Origin of the sequence: uncultured Formosa sp. (assembly GCF_947500765.1) — a bacterium.
Classification (GTDB): Bacteria; Bacteroidota; Bacteroidia; order Flavobacteriales; family Flavobacteriaceae; genus Formosa.
Genome location: NZ_CANMTH010000003.1, coordinates 244833 through 265147, shown reverse-complemented (window position 1 = coordinate 265147; position 20315 = coordinate 244833). Strand labels below are relative to the sequence as shown.

Genomic DNA, 20315 nt, shown 5'->3' with positions numbered 1-20315 from the left:
GATTTATTTAAAAACAGTCTTTGTAATTACAAGATACTAAATGCGTCTGACTATTTAACTTAGGTTATAAAGACGTTATCAATAATAAAAAATATTTATATGAATACTAAGCTCATACTCATTTACTTTATTCTTTTTTCATTCATCGCTTGTAATGCAAAACAAGATAAACAAAAAAGCACAGAGCCTATAAAGACAGAGACCGCTAAAGTTGTAAAATTAAGTAAGACACCTTTAAAGGAAAATTTTAAATCGTATTGGTATTCTGGAAAAGCAGAACTTAGCAGTTACAATTTAAAGCAGTCTAGATATGGTGAAATTCGGAATGGCGAAGTGGTTTTAATTTTTGTTACAGAACCTTTTTCTTTAAGCAAACAAGTAAAATTAGATAGACCAAAAGATGCTGGCGAAGATAACGTTTCGGTTATGAAACTAAACCATGTACGCAAATTTAATACTGGCGTTTACGATTATTCAATTGTGACATCTACCTTTACTCCTATCGATTTTATGAATCATCCGTATACTTTAAAATCTACCACAAGTATTCAGGAATGGTGTGGACACACCTTTACACAGTTAAACTTAGATGGAAATACATACAACTTTAAACAATTTTCTTATTTTGAATCTGATGGCGATGAAGAACATAAATTGGAAGTTGCATTCTTAGAAGAAGATCTTATGACACGGATTCGTATTAACAATGGACAATTACCTGGAGGAGAAATAGATTTAATACCTTCTACAATTTCTAGTCGTTTTACGCATAAAAAAATGCAAGTTTCTAAAGCTATAATTAGTAAAACAGAATTAGAAAACACTATAAATTACACCATAAAATATACCAGCATACCTAGAACGTTAACTATAGAAGTAGAACATGAATTTCCTTATAAAATTATGGGTTGGACAGAAAACGATGGAGATGGTTTAATTACTACAGCAAAATTGAAAGCAAGCCTTCAGGAACCCTATTGGAATCAAAAAAGTATAAAAGACGAAGCCAAAAGAGACGAGCTTAAATTAATAAAATAAGCACTATAAGTAAAGGGATTTAAACAAAATGGTGACGTTTAAAACCCTTTTTTTATCAAATAACTTAGAATTTAAATTTGAAAACGTTACTAAAAATAATATTTAGACTATTCCTTTTTATTATACTAACTATAATTTCTCAAATTGGTGGAATTGTATTTATAATAAGTTTAATACTTTCAAAACAATGGAATAAAAAAATACCCTTTAAAACATCTATTATTTTTATTAGTCTATATCTATGTTCTACCCTATTTATTGTGCCACATATTGCACCACTGTTTGGACGAGAACGAGTACAACATTCAGACAAAATAAAGCCTACAAACTATATCACTGTTCTACTTAATAGAAATTATGTGCTGCCAGAATTAAACACAGTATTAAGTCAGACTGCTTCAACTTTAAAGAAAACACCTATAGAGATTCATTATCTAGATGCAAATTTCCCTTTTATTAATGCATTTCCGCTGCTTCCACATTTAAGTCATAACGACGGAAAAAAAATAGATATCAGTTTAATTTACGAAACAGAAGACGGAAAAATCACTAATACACAAAAATCTGTAAGTGGCTATGGTAGTTTTGAAAATCCAAAACCAACTGAATATAACCAAATAGATGTCTGCTTAAAAAGTGGTCATTTTCAATACGATTATCCTAAATATCTAACTTTAGGAACCATTAATAAAGATTTAGTGTTTTCTAAAAAAGGAACAAGAACACTAATAAATAGTTTTCTGAGAAATCAGAGTTTAGGAAAACTATTTATCGAACCTCATTTAAAAAGCAGAATGAATCTGTCTAATACCAAAATAAGATATCATGGTTGCAGAGCAGTTAGACACGACGATCATATTCACATTCAATTAAAATAAATCATTGATATAACCACTTTAATACTCAAGCAAAAACAGACTATTATCAATGATAAACTATTAAACGTATAAAGCATAAAAATCATAGAATTCAGGTATATATAAGCCCCATAAAACTTTTAACTTTACCTAAAATTCAGCTTACTTCAACGTTTAAAATTAATTAGCAGTTCTAACCTATTTACACAAACGTTTTATGTATAAAACCATAATTATATGAAAACTTTATTCATTCTATTTCTAATAACAATACCCTTATTTACAATAGCACAAACAGATTATAATATAACTAGTTTTTCAGATAATTATATTGGAAAATTACACATTGACAAAGGATATCAAGATGACGTTTTTAAGAGAGGAACCATTACAATTTTTGATTCAAAAACAAATGAAAGACTAATAGAAATAGAATCTAACGCATTCACTTTCAATTTAGATCATGATAACCAAGTAAAAACAAATGTACTACAATTGCCATATGGCGAACAAAGTATAATTATATCTCAAGATTTTGATTTTGATGGTATAGATGATTTAGCTATTATGGACGGACAAAACAGTTGTTATCACGGTCCTTCTTTTCAAATATATTTACAAAAAAATAGTGGCTTAGTTTATAGTCCAGACTTCACTAGATTAGCACAAGAATATTGTGGTATGTTTCAAGTAGATTACGATACTAAAACCCTACATGCCATGACAAAAAGCGGATGTTGTTGGCATCAATATTCTGAATATAAAATACTAAACGATAAACCGGTTGCTTTTAATATTTTAGAAGAATCTTTAAATATAAATGGAATATTTATAGATTATTCTGAAACCAATAGAATAAATAACCAAATGGTTAAGGAAACGTATAGCATTTTAGATCCAGATTTAGAATTCCAAACTATATTTGCTTTTAGCTTTAAGAATGGAAAAAGAATGAATTTAATTCACACTACTAACAATCAACTATTCTATGTTTTTACAGATAGAGACAATAAGGTAGAACTTTATTATTCCAACAATTTTATATACAATACAAACGCACACACATTAACATTTACAAATAAGAGTGCTCAATATATAATTCATTCTAACGGTATAACTGTAAAAACACCAAAACGAACAATTAATATGGATGCAGATCCAACAACTAAAGAAGGAGATTTAGTACATATATCAAGCTTAAAATTAGAAAATACATTAATAAAATAATGCTAAAAATTTAATAGTTTTACTACAATTTGTAACAAAACAAAGATAATTAATACCTATATATTGATTAAAAAATATCAAACAACCACAAATAAGAGCGATGAAAATTAAGAACAAAGTACTTACAATTTTATTTTTAACCTATTGTACCGTTGGTTTTACACAAGACTATAAAAAGAATATTGAATCTGAATTCACCGATTACTTAAATTATATAGTGAATATGGAGTTTGAAAAATCAATGGATTATATCACGCCAGAATTTTTTGAAATTATACCGAAAGTACAATTAATAATTGTTTTAAAACAGACGTTTAGTAACCCTGCAATGACGTTTGAAATAATAGATCCGAAAGTTATATCGGTCCAAGATGCTGAAAAAATAGAAGCTAAACATTATGCACTCTTAACGTATTCCAGTCAGATGAATATAAAAATTAATAATGATTTAGAAGAAACGGAACAGCAAACGAATAACCGATTAAGTTTAACCAAAGCCTCTTTTGATCAAACATTCGGAGCAGAAAATGTATCATATAACGAAGAAACAGGTATTTATAATATCTATGCTAAAAAAGACGCATATGCCATTTCTGAAAACGGAAATACAGATTGGAAATTTTTAGTCATAGAAAAAAGTCAGAAAGTAATTTTAGAAAAAATACTCCCTAAAACATTAACAGACAAACTATAATTATATAACCGGCAGCACATGGCCTTATACAAATCTAAAAATCCAGCTTTAAGCACAGAAGTATTTACAAAAGCTAAAGTAAAATCATCGGCACATTTAGAAGAAGTAATGACTATTAACGGTACAGTTAATAAAACAGCATTACTAGGCTTAACAGTGCTTTTAACAGCATATATAACTTGGGATTTATATCAAAATAGTCTAAATCTTGCTAGCATACAGCCTTACTTACTAGGAGGTGCTCTAGGCGCGCTTGCTGTTGCTATAATTATAATTTTTAAAAATAAAACAGCACCCTATTTAGCACCAGTATATTGTGCATTACAAGGTTTAGCTTTAGGAGGGTTATCTGCATTAATGGAACAGCAATTCCCAGGAATTGTGTTAGAAGCTATTGTTTTAACATTCGGAATTCTATTTAGCTTATTAATTATATACAAATTAGGAATAATTAAAGCTACAGAAAATTTTAAACTTGTAGTTACTTCTGCAACAGCAGGAATTGGATTATATTATTTAGCATCTATAATAGGAGGCTTTATGGGGTTTAATTTACCTTATTTACATGACAACTCTATAGGCGGTATACTCTTTTCATTATTTGTTGTTGTTATTGCGTCGTTAAACTTAGTTGTCGATTTTGATTTTATTGAAAAAGGAGCCGAAGCTAAAGCTCCTAAATACATGGAATGGTATGCCGCTTTCGGATTAATGGTAACCATAATTTGGTTATATATTGAAATACTAAGATTGTTAGGTAAATCTAAAAGCAGAAATTAGTACAACAACTAAAAACATTAATTGTGTCAATAAAAAAACGGATAGAGAACATTTTTAATTAAATTTATCTTGGTAATTTTATTACAATTAAAACAGCACGTATAAAACCGTTTTTTTAATGTATTTCGTTTATCAAAATTATCTTAAATACGCTCTGTTTTATTAAAACTTCCCCATCTTTGCCTTAAAAAACAAGCATTTTGAAATTTAAAGACAAAGACCTTATTATATTCGACTTTGATGGCACACTCATTAATAGTATTCCCGATTTAACGTTGGCTATAAATAAAATGTTAGTGCATTATAATGCATCACCATTAACAATAGAAAACGTTACACCTTTTATTGGTAATGGAGCAAAACCCTTAGTAAGAAGAGCTTTAGAATATGCTATGCCCAATAAAGAATTGACTGATGATTTTTTTAAAGAAGCTTTTGATTTGTATTTATCAGCTTATAAAGACGAAACGTGTAAAGATACTTTTATGTATCCTGGTGTTTTAGAAACTTTAAAAACGTTACAAAATAAAGGGTTTAAAATGGTAATTTGCACTAATAAACCTCTTGGTTTTATAGAACCCATTTTAGATACATTAAAGATAAAAACATTCTTTAATTCTTGGGTTGGAGAAGACTCATTACCTAAGAAAAAACCAGATGCAACTCCCCTTTTACACTTAGTAAAAGAAATGGATACAACAATAGAAAAAAGCATTATGGTTGGAGATTCTAAAAACGATATACTTGCTGCACAACATGCAAATATGGAAAGTATTGGTGTAAGTTATGGTTATAATTACAATGAAAATATAGCAGATTATAATCCAACATTAGTAGTAGATAATTTTTCAGAGCTACAAAATCTATTTTAATATGAGTAAAATTCATAATGTAGGTATTATCGGTGGAGGTGTTTCTGGTGTTGTTATCGCATTACAACTAGCCAAATACGGTATAGATAATATTGTGTTCGAACAAGAACCAAGCGTTGTTAATGGCCCTCCTTTTTGTCATTTACATGCAGGAGGAAATCTATATCCAGATATTTCAGACGAACAGTGTAGAATACTCATGAAACAATCTATAGAAATGGCACGATTATTTCCGCAATCTATAGACGAAAGACCAACATTTATTAGCATTCCTAAAACGGAAAAATATGAAGTCGATACTATTGAAAGTCGGTTAGAAATGTTAGTTTCCTATTATAAAGAATTAATAAATGAAGATCCTGCTAATCAAATTTTGGGTACTCCTGAAGAGTATTACAAATTATATAATAAAGCCGATTTAATAACTTTGACAGAACGGCCTACTGTAAAACGTCCGAATACAGCTGATGAATGGATGACAAATGCTATTAAATTAATTGATTACAACCAGTTAAAAACCCCCGTAATATTAGTTCAAGAATATGGTTGGAATCTTTTTAGACTAGCAGCTCAAGCACAATTAGCTTTAAACAAATCTGAACATTGCAATCTCAAAACAAATACGTATGTAATTGATATAAAAGATGTTCGTAAAAAAAATCTCGATTATAATTGGGAGATATGTACAAAAGATAAAGTATATAAGGTTAAGTATTTGGTAAATTCTAGTGGATTTAAAACAGGTAAATTTGATGAATCTTTACATTTAAATTCAGAACGTTTAATCGAATTTAAAGCTGCCTATGTGTCTAAATGGCAACCAATTCCGGGGTTAATTCCAGAGCTTATCTTTCATGGAAAGCGTGGTACACCTCACGGCATGGCACAACTTACACCATATTGTGATGAGTATTATCAAATTCATGGCATGACAGAAGATATTACTTTATTCGAAAATGGATTAGTACAATCTAAAGGTAATGCTGTACAACCTGAATTCAATAAAAGTATTACCCAAAAATTACATCGCGATTGGAAAACAGACGAGATTAAAAGCAGAACAGAAAATGCAATTGATTTTGTTGGAAAATTTATTCCATCTTTTAAATCTGCAACTGTTGGAGGTCCTCCAATGTATGGTGCACAACAAATCTCTGGACACGATCCAAGCTTAAGAGTAGGAGAAGTTCGTTTTCCTAGTAAATCATATGCGCGTAGTGAAATTATAAAAGCATCCTCTGCCCTAACTGTTGCTAATCAAATTCTAAATAAAATTCAGGAAGAAGGCATTATAATTGCAATACCTAATAAATCAAATCAAAACGAATTATTAGATAGTATTTCTAAACATGAGATTGATGTATTAGCTGCTAAATTAGCTATAGAACGTGGTTACCCAGGCGCATTATCTAAACTGGTTATAAAGAAAGATTAATAATTTTTTTTAATATTAATCATGTAATTCTATTACATTCAGAATACTTACTCAGTAAACATTATGATAATGAAATGACACTTACAGCCTGTCACTAATTAATTATGCCATTAAGTAAAACTTTTAAATTCAAAGCTAATATTAATCAAAACCAACTACTAATCAAAGACTTAAAATACTTTATTTTAAAAAAACATGTAATGAAATTAAAATAAATACTTTTTAATTCATTATATTTAAGTGTAAACCACATTTTAGTATTTAATCCATGAAAATGCATCGAGTAAAAATTGAAATAACACGCTAAAAAACCTACACTATGGAGTTAACGAGAAAAAAAATTGTAATTGTATCACCTTTTTTTATTATCGGAATTAACTTCGGAATAGCTCATTTATTCGGAAATATAATTGGAAAATGGGTATTTATACCTATAATCTTAATAGAATGGTGTCTGTTTTTGTTTTTCATTTTAAGATTTACAGAAATAGAAGAAAGAAAAAAATGGTTACTAAAAGCTAAAGGTCCTATAGGTTGGACTATTTTGGCTGTATGTATTGGGTTACTACCACTCCCCTTATTTTTAACACACTATAATACATTAAGCGTTTGGAGCGTCTGGTTACCTTGGATTTTAATAGCGTTAATTAATCCTTGGCTTGAAGAATTTTATTGGCGCGGACTCCTTTTAGATTACACTAGATCCTGGAACAAATGGACTGGTATTATATATACAAGTTTATTTTTCGCACTTAATCATGCCATTTTTGGAATACACTCTGAATTAAATAGCGGAATTACCATAATCATTGCAACATTTGTTATGGGACTAATTTGGGGGCTTGTTTATAAAAAAACAGATAGTTTAAAGTGGATTATATTTGCTCACTTTTTAGTTGATATTTTGAATTTATCTGCTGCTTCATTTTTAGATTTATATGAAAAAGGGAATTGGTAAATTTACTGTACTCCTCTAAACAATGCGATAACTAATGTATTATATAATCTATAAAAATATTTACGATACAACTATTTATAATATCCAATAAAGCACCAATTATCATAAGAAGATAATGAATTATAAGATTATCAAATCTATCATTTAAATAACTTAATATTTACAATATATTAATTAAATTTCTTTTTATTCTCGTTATCATAAAAATACAATTGAACCTTAAGCTGTAGTATAAATGTAGTCCACTAACAAAGGTTTTACAGTATTTTATTCATTAGTTTTATATACAATAATTTGTGAATTATAATTAAAAAAATGCATTTAGCATTAAAAATTACAAACACAATCCTAACCAAATCTTTTAATATATGAAAACTAAAATTACACAACTATTAATTCTTCTCACGCTTTTTTATAGTCAAATTTCAGTCTCACAAACCACAGATACAAGTATAACTCCTAGGTTAATTTTAAAATTTAAAACAAATAAAACACCAAATAGTAAAACCGTTATTAAAAATCAAAATTTCGACAATTCAGAAATTATTTTATTAAACAAAAAACATTCTATTAAATCAATAAAATTAACAGGAAACAAGAACGAATCAGACACCTATATTCTTAATTTTAATGAATTAAATACACCCATAGAATCACTTATCAAATCCTATCTAGAAACAGGATTATTCGAGTATGTTGAACCCGATTATATTGGTTATGGACATGGTGTACAAACAACTCCAGATGATACGAGTTTTTATCGTCAATGGCAACACTATAACGACGGCACATTCACTACATCTGCGACTACCATTATAGCAAAAGAAGATGCCGATATGGATACAGATTTAGCTTGGGACATCACGCAAGGCGATCCTGATTTAATTATTGCGGTATTAGATTCTGGAGCAAAGCTAGATCATCCTGAATTATCAGGAAGAATATGGAGTAATAGTAAAGAATCATCAGATGCCAACGACTCAGATAGTAATGGTTATATAGACGACATAAATGGTTGGGATTTTGTAAATGATGATAATGATCCTACCGATGATCATGGACATGGTACGAATGTTACTGGAATAATAGCTGCCAATGGTAATAATACCACCGGATTTGCTGGAGTAAACTGGAATTCTAAAATCATGATTTGTAAAGTATTAAATGCTAGTAATAGTGGTTATTATAGTAATTGGGCAGAAGCTATTTATTATGCTGTAGATAATGGAGCCTCGGTTATTAACCTTTCGGCAGGAGGAGCAAGTGCATCTGTGCTCCTAGAAGATGCGATTACATATGCTTATGAAAATAATGTTACTGTAGTGGTTTCGGCTGGTAATCAAAATTCATCAACCTTAAGGTATCCTGCTAAATATGATAAAGCATTTGCTATTGGTGCAACAAATTCAGATGATACTAGAAGCGCACCATTTTCATGGGGAGGTGGAAGTAATTACGGTCCTGAATTAGACTTTGTAGCACCTGGTAATTTCATTTTCGGATTAAACTATTTAGATGACACAAAATTTGGCACCTATTGGAGTGGAACGTCCCAAGCTGCACCACAAGTAACTGGTGTAATTTCTTTAATATTATCTGTAAACCCCGATTTAACTGTAGATGAAATACATACTATTTTAGAAGCCTCTTCAGAAGATGAAGTTGGAGATCCAACAGAAGACACAAGCGGATATGATGAATATTATGGATTCGGGAGAATTAACGCATATCAAGCTTTAACAAATGAAGCAATATCGGGTGAAGCATTAAGTATAAATGCTATTGTAACAAATGAAAGTAATTTATTAATTTACCCAAATCCCATTTCAAATACAGAAACTTTAAAAATTTCAAATATAGTTAATGGTGAGTATTATTTAGAAATATACAATACCCTTGGGCAAAGCTTAAATCGTATACAAACTACTACAGAAAACACAGAATTACCTGTAAATATCTCAGAATTAAGTTCTGGTACATACTTTGTAAAGGTTAGAAATAAACTTCAAAACAATTCAATAATTAAAAAATTTATTGTGAAATAATACATTATTATATACGCTTATAAAAATAGAATATCGTTTCCCTTGGTTACTATGTTCTATTTTTTTTATGTCTTTCATTATTAATAATCTTTAAAATAAAGACTTTAATCCCCTATTCTTTTTCGGATTCAATCTTATTTTTGTGTGATAAAAATTCTAATAATTAAATTATGAGAAACATTAAAAATCGCTCGTAAAAAAAGTAATTCATCCTAAAAGGATACTTAAATTTATTAGTATGAATTACCTTTTATTAAAATGGTGATCTTAATTTTTGCTAACAACTTAATGTTCTTACAAGAGAAAAATTATAAAAAAAATATTTTTAAAGGAGTTAATAATCAAATTGTTGAATTCAAAACAACTAATTATCAGTTTCCTGAGATATCAGATTGTCAATATGATTTTAATTGGTTATTAAGCACTTTAAATGTAAAAGTAAACATTGGCAAATATTAGCTGCCTCATTACTTACAACAGAAGTTTCAGAGATTATAATATGGTTTGAAAACTTATACAAAAACAGACCATTAAAAAACAAATATTTACGTTTTATTGAGCCCAATTTAAAATTCGAATCATTAAAAGACTATAACGTTTTTATCAAAATAAAAAAACATCTAGCTAAACAGGTGGGTGTTTTTCTTTAATATATTATATTTGATGAAGTATTTATCCCTTAATAAGTCTTTTAAACGTTAAATCACAAATTAAAAAAATGACTAGACTAATTACTAAAGATGACATTAGAGATTCTTTAATAAAAGGACAACAAAGAGGTTGGGATTTTATCTTTTCTAAATTAATTTCATCTAACACGTCTAGAACAAAAACGGCATTTAGCAAGTCTGCCAAAATTAGTTCAAATTGGTGGAATATCCCAGAAGTAAAAAAAAGATGGAATAAAAAAATTTCTGATAATGAAAATATAAATTATGAGGAATATCTTTTAAACACCATTCTAAAAAACAAAAAAGACTTAAAATTACTATCTCTCGGAAGCGGAGAATGTTACCACGAAATAGAATTAGCACACCAAGATAATTTCAATAAAATTACCTGTGTAGATTTTACACCCATTAGAATTTCTGAAGCAAAAAAAGCAGCTCAAAAAGAAAAATTAAAGAACATTGAATTTGTGTGTGCTGATATAGAAAATTACAATATCCAAAAGAATTATTACGACATTGTATTATTCAATGCATCACTTCATCATTTAAAAAATGTTGAATCATTATTATCTAAAAAGATTAATTATTGTTTAAAGGACGCTGGATTATTAATAATTAACGAATATGTAGGACCTAGTAGATTACAGTTTACAAAATTTCAGCTTAAAAAAATAAACGAAGCAATTATAACTATACCTAAAAAATTCAGAAAAAATTTTAACTCCTCTATTTATAAAAATAATTTTTCTGGACCTGGTATAATTAGAATGATAATTGCTGATCCCTCTGAGTGCATAGATTCAGAAAATATTATGCCTACAATACATAAACATTTTGAGACTATTATAGAAAAACCCTATGGAGGTAATATATTAATGAATGTACTAAAGGATATTTCTCATCATTTTATTGTTTTAAATGACGAAAAAAAAGAAGTACTAGATAAATTATTTCTGTTAGAAGACGATTACTTAATCCATAACAATTCAGACTTTATTTTTGGTGTTTATAAAAAATTATAGATCATTACCCCAATCAAAAAGGCATGCTTAAATATTAAAAAAACGCTACACTCTCTTATTATTTTTAAGTAATCAAAAGCCCCTCTAAAATTGCTTTTATTTTAAGTTCCATATACAAATAACTCTCCAATAGATTTCCTATATTATAAAACAAACTTAAATTAAATAATTTCGGTTTACCTCAAAATGAATTAAATAAATGTCTAATTGTATAAAAACAAACTCTAATGAAAACTAATAAACAACTGGCAGACGAAATTATACAAAGCATAAACTGCGTAAAAAGAACTAAACAATTACCTCTAAAGAAAGAAGAAAAACATATTCCATTAGGCCATTTAGCTTTGTTAGCAGTGGCTACGGTTATCTTAATTGCATTAAATATTCATATGTTTAATACTTTAAAAAAGACCAATGCAAACAGTGTTTCTAAAACAACTGTATTATTAAAAGATTACGTGCTTTATAAAACGAATTAAGATGAAAAAAGATATTGTTTATAAACTTATTATCGGCTTACTTCTTGGAATTAATCTCTTACAAATGGGAACTTTTATGTTTAATCCCCAACCGGAACAACGACCTAAAGAAGAGTTTCAATACTTAGCTATTAAAATTCTAAATTTAACGTCTGAACAGCAAAATACCTTTTTAAGTTTTGCACATGAGCATAAAAATAAAATGGAAATTTTATATAAAAAAGAATCTCATCTTGTAACTCAATATTTTGAAACTCCAACTGATTCTTTATTAAAGACAATTTCTAATATTGAAATGAAAAAAATTCAAATCACTGAGCAACATTTTTTAGATATAAAAAAAATATTAGATACCAATCAGATTTCTGCTTTTGCAACCTTTAAAAAGGAAGCCTTAAATAATATACTAGAAAAAGACTCGTCTTCAGGTATTCCACGAGATTAAAAATATCAAGCAACCATTACTTATTATATTTATTCATACACTAATAAAAAGTTCATAAAAAAGCGAGGCCATATTGACCTCGCTTTTTTATAGTAATTATATTATAATAGACCAATTTACAATCTACTTAACAAGTCTGTTTTTTTACTATTAAATTCATCCTGTGTAAGAATACCTTTATCTTTTAAACCCGCTAATTTTTCAATTTTATTAAAAATATCTTCTTCTAATTCACTATTAATTGCATTAGAAACATCTTGAATAGGTTGTTGATTAGGTTGTTTTGATGGTATAGATTCTTGTTGATACTGAACCTCTGGAGTTGCTGCTTGTGGTTGCGGTTTATTGTCGCCACCAGAAACAATTGGTAACGTATTTAAATTTACCGTACCATATTGACTTGTAAATGTTACAGAATAATTTCCACCTTGTTGCTGACCTACACCACCTATTTGATTATCTAATGTATCGAACACAGTTACTTTTCCATTTTCTTGTATTGCTAAACGTTTAATAGTATTAAAAATAGCATAACTCGTTCCGTTTTGGCTACCAGTAGAATTAGGAAAACCTAAATCTCCCCACCAATTTCCTGAAGCCTGAGAACCATTTTGGTTTTGTATTTTAGGTAAAGGTTTGTATTGAATTTCGCCTTGATTAATTAAATTAGATAATTCGTAGCAAAGTCCGTCTACTGTAGATTTTAACTGATTGTTAAACATATCGCCTACCATTGTCATTCCGCCTTGCATCCATTGACCTCCACCTCCTAATTCAGGAATATTAAATTGTGCCATTGTACCATGACTAAGCATTAGTGCATGTGTTAAATCTGTAACCGCATTAACACTTATACCGTAACGATTTGCTACATTCATCATGTTTTGAAAACTAGCATCTGTGAATATTGCATTCATAATCTTTCTCTTTTTTTGTTAAAACCTACTTGAGTTAACAATTTTGCTGCAAATGTAATACTAAGTCTAATCAATAGTTCATCTTTAAGTATAAGTTTTCAAAATTATTTTTCGTAATACATTGATTAATAAATATTTTAAAAAATAATCAGACAATACTCTACATCATAAATCTTATTTATTCCATTTCATTTTTTATTTTCTTAATTAGTATGAAATTGTACATTAAGGTTTTTTATTTTATCATATATTTTAAGCGTATCTTAAGATAAGCACAATCTTAATTCATTTAAAAATTATAACTTTTGTACCATGAAAATTTTAATAGTTGAAGATGAACCTGGAATTTATAACTTTCTTAAACAAGGATTAGAAGAAGAATTTTATGATATAGATATTGCAGACGAAGGGTTAAAAGGACTAAAATTAGCACTCACTGGAGATTATGACTTATTACTTTTAGATTGGATGATTCCTAATTTAAGTGGTATTGAAGTGTGTCTCCAATTTAGAAAAGAGTTTAAACACACTCCTATTATATTTTTAACAGCAAAAGATACCGTTAACGAAACTATTATTGGTCTACAATCTGGAGCAAACGATTATATAAAAAAACCTTTTAATTTTGATGAGCTTCTAGAACGTATAAAAGTACAACTTCGTCCAAAATCTAAAGAGCATGTTATTTTTAAACTTGGAGAAATTACCCTTGATATCTCAACCTATCAAGTATTTAAATCTAATGAAGAAATAAATCTCACGCAAAAAGAATTTGCGTTATTAGAATTTTTAATACGAAACAAAGGTACAGTTTGTCACAGAACACATATTATTGAAAGTGTTTGGGATATACATTTTGAATACAACACAGGCGTTATTGATGTATATATAAATGCCCTTCGCAAAAAATTAAAACTTGGCGAAAATGAAAACTATATACAAACCATTCGCGGTGTAGGTTATATTGCCAAAGAATTATGAATTTAAGTTTTAGAAATAGAATTACAATATATTATATGATTGCTACTGCACTAATTATGGCCGTGGCTTTTATTAGTGTTTACTTTGTTGTTCGTGGTACTGTATATCAAAACCTAGATAACGACCTCTCTTTTGAAGCAGAAAAACACACAGACGAAATTAAAATTGTAGGCGATAGTATACTTATAAGAAACAAAAAAGAATGGGAAGAACGCGAACATCTAGAGGTGCAAGTAAACCCTGTTTTTATTCAAATATTAAACAAAAATGGAGATTTCATGGATAAGTCTCCAAACCTAAAAGAAGAAACCCTTAAGTTTAATAGAAAACAACATAATAGAAATCATTTTAATCAAACCTTAAATAAAAGAGCCATTAGGCAAGTACAATTACCTATTAGAGATAATGAGCAAGTTGTAGGTTATGTTTTAGCTGCCATGTCTTCAGAATCTTCCAAAATGGTAATACTGAACCTACAAAATGTATTAATAATATCATATTTAGTGCTATTAGCAGGCTTATATTTCACATCTAGATATATTGCTGGGCGTAGTATTATACCAGTGAAAGTAATAACTAAAACAACCAAAAGAATTACAGAAAACAATTTAAATGAAAGAGTTTTTTTACCAGAAAACAAAGACGAATTATATAATTTATCAGCTAGCATAAATCAGCTCTTACAACGAATTGAAAATGCAATGGAACGTGAACGCCAATTTACTTCAGATGCGTCACACGAATTACGCACACCATTATCTACAGTAAAAGGCACCTTAGAAGTGTTAATTAGAAAACCAAGAACAGAAAAAGAATACGAAGATAAAATCAAATATACACTTACCGAAATAGAATTAATGACGGCAAAAATAGAACAATTATTATTGTTGGCCAGATTAGATCCAAATTCAAAATATATAGACCAATCTGTAATTCAATTACCAACAATAATTAATGAAATTATCTCAAGTCACAAAAAAGCAATCTCTAAAAAAAATCTTTCTATAAATTTTAATATTGGCCTAGAGTTAGAGTGTAATGTACCTCATTTCTATACTTATCTTATTTTAGATAATATAATTGGTAATGCTGTTAAGTATTCTAAAATTAATACGACTATAGACATATCTCTTAAACATTCAGGTTCTAAAATAGTTTGTGAAATTAAAGACCAAGGCATAGGTATTAAAAAGGAAGATTTAAATAATTTGTTTAATCATTTTTTTAGATCAGATGTCCTACAGCACAAAAATATTTCAGGAAATGGATTAGGACTTTCTATAGCAAAAAAAGCTGCTGATGCTATACATGCAGAAATTGAAGTAGAGAGTGAAATTAATAGAGGTACAATGTTTATTATAAAATTTTAAGCGAATCTTAAGAATTTCTTTAGGGAAACATCATCTAATAAGAATACGTTTACAAAAAAAATCTGTTTACAAAAATTAATCATTTAATTGATAGAAAAATTATTAATCACCTATTTAAAAATATAATGAAGAACATTTTAAGTTTTCTAATTTTTACCATAACATCTATTACTTCTGCCCAAAATTGGGAAACGAACTGGGATGATGCTATTTTAAAAGCCGAAAATAACAATCTAAATATAGTATTGGTTTTCTCTGGCTCAGATTGGTGTGCGCCTTGTATAAAATTAGATAAAGAAATTTGGAGCACTAGTACTTTTCAAACTCTAGCAAAAGATCATTTTATTATGCTTAGAGCAGATTTTCCTAGAAAAAATAAAAATGCTTTAAGCAAAGTTATACAAGAACAAAATGCAACTTTAGCTGAGAAATACAATAAAAAAGGATACTTTCCTTATGTTGCTGTATTAAACCCAAAAGGAAACGTTTTAGGAAGCTTAGGCTATAAGAAAACAACCCCAGAATTATATTTCAAATCACTACAAGCTTTTGAAAAATAGTCTTTTAATATGCGTTTTTACAATAACGTATTTTGCTAATGCACAACACGTTTACAACAAAACACTTACACTTATGGGAAGTCGTTTTGATATTTCGGTTGTAGAACAAGACTCTATAACAGCTCAAAATCATATTGATATGGCTGTACAGGAAATATCAAGAATTGAAAAATTAATTTCCTCTTGGGATAAAAATTCTCAAACCTCAACAATTAATAAAAATGCAGGTATAAAACCTGTGATTGTAGACAATGAACTATTTCAACTAATACAACGAGCTATTAAAATTTCAAAATTAACAGATGGCGCTTTTGATATTAGTTATGCCTCTATGGATAAAATTTGGTTTTTTGATGGTAGCATGACCGCAATGCCTTCAAAAGAAAACATTAAAAAATCTGTTAAAAAAGTAGGATACAAAAATATAATATTAGATGAAACAAAACAGACTGTATTTTTAAAGTTAAAAGGTATGAAAATAGGGTTTGGGGCTATTGGCAAAGGATACGCTGCAGATAAAGCCAAGACCTTATTACAAAGTAAAGGTGTTACTGCAGGAATTATTAATGCATCCGGAGACTTAAATACTTGGGGCAAACAACCCGACGGAAAAGATTGGATGGTCGCTATTGTTAATCCGTTAAATAAAACTAAAGTCTTTTCATGGATGCCAATTTACAATAGTGCCGTTGTTACATCAGGAAATTATGAAAAATATGTGCAATTTAACAATACCCTTTATACACACATTATAGATCCAAGAACAGGATATCCTGCAACAGGAATCTTAAGTGCTACCATTTTTACTAAAACTGCTGAACTTGCAGATGCTTTAGCAACATCCATATTTGTAATGGGAACACAAACAGGTTTAGATTTTATTAACCAATTACACGGTGTTGAATGTATTATAGTCGATGGAGATAATAACATTTTAACATCAAAAAATATTGAATTAAATACGATAAAAAATGATTAAAAAAACACTCTTAATTATACCTATTATAATACTAACTACGTCATGTTCTGCTGTAAAAGAATACGAGAAAGTAAATATTAACGATCCCGATATGATACTCTCCCAACGAAACATAGATCGTTTTGAAACAAATTTTCAAGTATATAGAGAAGGTGCTTCTGGTGCTAATGGTGGAAAATCTGGAGGAGGTTGCGGTTGTAATTAATAAACATTATTAAAAATTGAAATATATAATATTTAGTATAGCGTTATTATTTTTCGGAAAAATAATAGCACAACAAGATTCTACAAATGTGTATAAAAAACGTGTTTTAGAAACTACAGAAATAGATTTTTTGACGAGTTATTACCAACAAGATGGAGATAATGCATCTGTAACAGGAGGTATTGGAGATGAACATTTAACCGACTTTACTCCTACTATTGTGGTAAGTATGCCTTTAAATGCGGATGATGTTATTACGGTTGATGCAGGTATTTCTACTTACACTTCTGCCTCTTCCAGTAATTTAGATCCGTTTGATAGGTCTTCAAAATCTAATAATGATGTTATTGGAAGTCCTTGGGTAGCTTCATCTGGAGCCTCTAAACAAGATACATGGGGAAGTATAACTGTAGATTATTCACATAGTTCTGATGACAGAAATACAGTATGGAATGTAGATGCATCATTCGCAACGGAGTTTGATTATACTTCTATTGGTTTTGGTGGTGGTATACTACAACAATTCAATGATAAAAATACAACGGTTGGAATAAGTGCAAATGTATATTTAGATACTTGGAGTCCTGTCTATCCTATAGAATTAAAAACCTATAACGATACTAATGGAAATCTAAATAGTAGTTTTTTTAATGGTGTAACCATTTTAGATGAAAATGGTAATGCTAGTACAAATTGGCAACCTATAAACGGTTTTAAATTAATTGATAACAAATCAAGAAACTCCTATTCAGCATCTTTTAGTTTTTCTCAAATTTTAAACAAAAACGCACAGATATCGGTATTTGTAGATTTGGTAAAACAACAAGGTTGGTTAAGCAACCCGATGCAACGTGTATATTTTGGCGATGTGGCAAATTATTACATTGGAAATTCAGAAAGCATACCCAATTACACTTCACCTACCAATACAGATGTTTTTCAATTGGCAGATGATATTGAAAGATTACCAGATAACAGATTTAAAATCCCTATCGGGTTACGTTTAAACTACTTTTTAAATTCTACATTTTCACTACGTACTTACTATAGATATTATTTTGATGATTGGGGCATACACTCGCACACGGCTAGTCTTGAAGTACCTATAAAATTATCTGATAAGTTTACAATATATCCGTCTTATAGATATTATACCCAGACGCAAGCAGACTATTTTGCACCTTACGAGCAAAATATATCTACAAGCACCTATTACACATCAGATTACGATTTGTCTAAATTCAATGCAAATCAATATGGATTTGGAGTAAGTTATACAGATATTTTTACAACGTTTCACATTTCAAAATTTGGTTTGAAAAGTATAGATTTAAAATATGCAAATTACAAACGTAATACCGGTTTAAAAGCTAACATTATTTCAATAGGTTTTAAATTCTTAATGGACTAAAACGAGATACATTTTCGTTTTATTATTTCTCATTAATCATCTAGACTGGCTATACAAAATAACACACGTCTAGATGATGCTATTAATAATATTAATCTTGTACTTGAAAAAAGTCTATATATTTTAAATCTGAAAACAGGGTTTTTATTTATATACACCCCAGACTGTAAACGATAGAAAGGATTACCATTAAGCAGATAAATTTAATATAGGAAGTATTAAATTTATCTGCTTTTAATTAAAAAAAATCAAACCCATCATTTTAAATATTATATTTTTTGTAGATAATAACTTTTATAAGTGTTTATATTCAGGAAGTATAGGTCTTGATTTTAATCCGTCTTCAATAATTTTAATCACACGTGTTCTTTCTGCTCCATGTAATGGCAATCTTGGTGCTCTTACCTGTTCGGTACCAATACCTGTATAAACTTCTGCTAATTTAATGTTCTGAACCAATTGTGGACTTATATCTAATTCTAGAATCGGTAAAAACCAACGGTATATTTCTAAAGCTTCTTTAAGCTTACCTGCTTTTGCTAATTTATACACAGCAACAGTTTCTGCAGGAAAAGCACAAACTAATCCAGCAACCCAACCATCTGCTCCCATAAGTGTACTTTCTAATCCAAGAGTATCTACTCCCGTTAGTACACGATATCGATTACCAAAACGATTACGGATTCGAGTAATATTAGAGATATCTCGAGTAGATTCTTTTATGGCTTGAATATTTTCATGTTTTTGAAGTTCATCAAACATATCTAAAGTGACTTCAATACCATAATCTATAGGGTTATTATAAATCATAATAGGTAAGCTTGTGCGTTTTGCAACTTCAGAAAAATAGATCACCGTTTCGCGATTGTTTGCTTTATAACGCATTGGAGGAAGCATCATCAAGCCTGCTGCACCATATTTTTCAGCTTTATTAGCTGCTTCTATGGCACCTTTTGTTGTTTGTTCGGCAACATTTATTATTACAGGAATTTTACCATTTACAAAATCTACAGTAGTTTCAATTAATATCTTTTTCTCATCATCATTAAGTGTACTTGCTTCACCAAGAGTGCCTCCTAAAATAATACCTTCTACACCAGCTTCTACTTGAGCTTCAATATTTTTAATAAACATCTTTAAATCCAACTTATCATCTGAAGTGAACTTGGTTGTCACCGCTGGCATCACGCCTTTCCATTGTACTGACATATATTATGTTTTAAATTCTGAATCAAAAATATCTATTAAGTAGAGTATACTGTTAAAAGAATATTAGCCAATATTGAGACTATATTAACTGATTTAAATTTACGGTCTTACAAAACCTAAAAAAAGTAAATAAAACGACTCTTTTTAATACTGATTTATT

20 protein-coding genes are annotated in these 20315 nt (G+C 29.0%); 18 read left to right on the top strand and 2 right to left on the bottom strand.

Annotation, left to right across the window (positions count from 1 at the left end):
- The first annotated feature begins 99 nt into the window (after positions 1 to 99).
- The 12 genes from Q1B05_RS07395 (at position 100) to Q1B05_RS07340 (ending at position 12523) form a co-directional block, all read left to right on the top strand.
- Positions 100 to 1038 carry a septum formation inhibitor Maf gene (locus Q1B05_RS07395; protein WP_299779177.1) on the top strand — a complete coding sequence of 313 codons (939 nt, stop codon included), beginning with the start codon at positions 100 to 102 and terminating at the stop codon, positions 1036 to 1038.
- Between the two features lie 77 nt (positions 1039 to 1115).
- Positions 1116 to 1916: a hypothetical protein gene (locus Q1B05_RS07390; RefSeq protein ID WP_299779175.1), complete on the top strand. Its 801-nt coding sequence runs from the start codon at positions 1116 to 1118 to the stop codon at positions 1914 to 1916.
- 216 nt (positions 1917 to 2132) lie between these two features.
- Positions 2133 to 3122 carry a hypothetical protein gene (locus Q1B05_RS07385; protein ID WP_299779173.1) on the top strand — a complete coding sequence of 330 codons (990 nt, stop codon included), beginning with the start codon at positions 2133 to 2135 and terminating at the stop codon, positions 3120 to 3122.
- A 100-nt stretch (positions 3123 to 3222) separates the two neighbouring features.
- Complete coding sequence (locus Q1B05_RS07380; RefSeq protein WP_299779171.1) at positions 3223 to 3816, top strand: hypothetical protein; 594 nt, start codon at positions 3223 to 3225, stop codon at positions 3814 to 3816.
- A gap of 18 nt (positions 3817 to 3834) precedes the next feature.
- Entirely contained in the window at positions 3835 to 4596 is a 762-nt protein-coding gene (locus Q1B05_RS07375; RefSeq protein WP_299779169.1) for a Bax inhibitor-1/YccA family protein, read from the top strand.
- Between the two features lie 200 nt (positions 4597 to 4796).
- Entirely contained in the window at positions 4797 to 5468 is a 672-nt protein-coding gene (locus Q1B05_RS07370) for a phosphoglycolate phosphatase (protein ID WP_299779166.1), read from the top strand.
- Between the two features lies 1 nt (position 5469).
- Entirely contained in the window at positions 5470 to 6903 is a 1434-nt protein-coding gene (locus Q1B05_RS07365) for an FAD-dependent oxidoreductase (protein WP_299779164.1), read from the top strand.
- Positions 6904 to 7222: 319 nt separating this feature from the next.
- Positions 7223 to 7861, top strand: coding sequence for a CPBP family intramembrane glutamic endopeptidase (locus Q1B05_RS07360; RefSeq protein WP_299779162.1), 639 nt, complete (start codon positions 7223 to 7225; stop codon positions 7859 to 7861).
- Positions 7862 to 8229: 368 nt separating this feature from the next.
- On the top strand, positions 8230 to 9906 hold the full coding sequence (locus tag Q1B05_RS07355; protein WP_299779160.1) for a S8/S53 family peptidase: 1677 nt from the start codon (positions 8230 to 8232) through the stop codon (positions 9904 to 9906).
- 718 nt (positions 9907 to 10624) lie between these two features.
- Positions 10625 to 11599, top strand: a complete 975-nt coding sequence (locus tag Q1B05_RS07350; RefSeq protein ID WP_299779158.1) for a class I SAM-dependent methyltransferase — start codon at positions 10625 to 10627, stop codon at positions 11597 to 11599.
- A 227-nt stretch (positions 11600 to 11826) separates the two neighbouring features.
- The gene (locus Q1B05_RS07345; protein ID WP_299779156.1) at positions 11827 to 12078 is read left to right on the top strand and encodes a hypothetical protein; all 252 of its coding nucleotides are present in this window, start codon (positions 11827 to 11829) and stop codon (positions 12076 to 12078) included.
- Position 12079: 1 nt separating this feature from the next.
- Positions 12080 to 12523, top strand: coding sequence for a hypothetical protein (locus tag Q1B05_RS07340; RefSeq protein ID WP_299779154.1), 444 nt, complete (start codon positions 12080 to 12082; stop codon positions 12521 to 12523).
- Between the two features lie 116 nt (positions 12524 to 12639).
- On the opposite strand, the gene Q1B05_RS07335 is transcribed toward Q1B05_RS07340, so the two are convergent.
- The gene (locus Q1B05_RS07335; RefSeq protein ID WP_299779152.1) at positions 12640 to 13440 is read right to left on the bottom strand and encodes an SHOCT domain-containing protein; all 801 of its coding nucleotides are present in this window, start codon (positions 13438 to 13440) and stop codon (positions 12640 to 12642) included.
- Between the two features lie 312 nt (positions 13441 to 13752).
- Between Q1B05_RS07335 and Q1B05_RS07330 the strand changes: the two genes are divergently transcribed.
- From Q1B05_RS07330 to Q1B05_RS07305, 6 genes are all read left to right on the top strand, one after another.
- The gene (locus tag Q1B05_RS07330) at positions 13753 to 14421 is read left to right on the top strand and encodes a response regulator transcription factor (protein ID WP_299779150.1); all 669 of its coding nucleotides are present in this window, start codon (positions 13753 to 13755) and stop codon (positions 14419 to 14421) included.
- Complete coding sequence (locus Q1B05_RS07325) at positions 14418 to 15791, top strand: HAMP domain-containing sensor histidine kinase (RefSeq protein ID WP_299779148.1); 1374 nt, start codon at positions 14418 to 14420, stop codon at positions 15789 to 15791. The genes Q1B05_RS07330 and Q1B05_RS07325 overlap by 4 nt, the downstream gene beginning before the upstream one ends.
- Positions 15792 to 15916: 125 nt before the next feature.
- Entirely contained in the window at positions 15917 to 16351 is a 435-nt protein-coding gene (locus Q1B05_RS07320; RefSeq protein WP_299779146.1) for a thioredoxin family protein, read from the top strand.
- Positions 16341 to 17330 carry an FAD:protein FMN transferase gene (locus tag Q1B05_RS07315; protein ID WP_299779144.1) on the top strand — a complete coding sequence of 330 codons (990 nt, stop codon included), beginning with the start codon at positions 16341 to 16343 and terminating at the stop codon, positions 17328 to 17330. The genes Q1B05_RS07320 and Q1B05_RS07315 overlap by 11 nt, the downstream gene beginning before the upstream one ends.
- Entirely contained in the window at positions 17323 to 17535 is a 213-nt protein-coding gene (locus tag Q1B05_RS07310; RefSeq protein WP_299779142.1) for a DUF4266 domain-containing protein, read from the top strand. Before Q1B05_RS07315 ends, Q1B05_RS07310 begins: the two co-directional genes overlap by 8 nt.
- A 16-nt stretch (positions 17536 to 17551) precedes the next feature.
- Positions 17552 to 18946 carry a DUF3570 domain-containing protein gene (locus Q1B05_RS07305; protein WP_299779140.1) on the top strand — a complete coding sequence of 465 codons (1395 nt, stop codon included), beginning with the start codon at positions 17552 to 17554 and terminating at the stop codon, positions 18944 to 18946.
- Positions 18947 to 19240: 294 nt separating this feature from the next.
- Here the strand turns inward: Q1B05_RS07305 and Q1B05_RS07300 are convergent, their stop codons facing one another.
- Positions 19241 to 20155 (bottom strand): dihydrodipicolinate synthase family protein, encoded by a 915-nt coding sequence (locus Q1B05_RS07300; RefSeq protein WP_299779138.1) that lies wholly within the window; start codon positions 20153 to 20155, stop codon positions 19241 to 19243.
- Positions 20156 to 20315 lie beyond the last annotated feature (160 nt).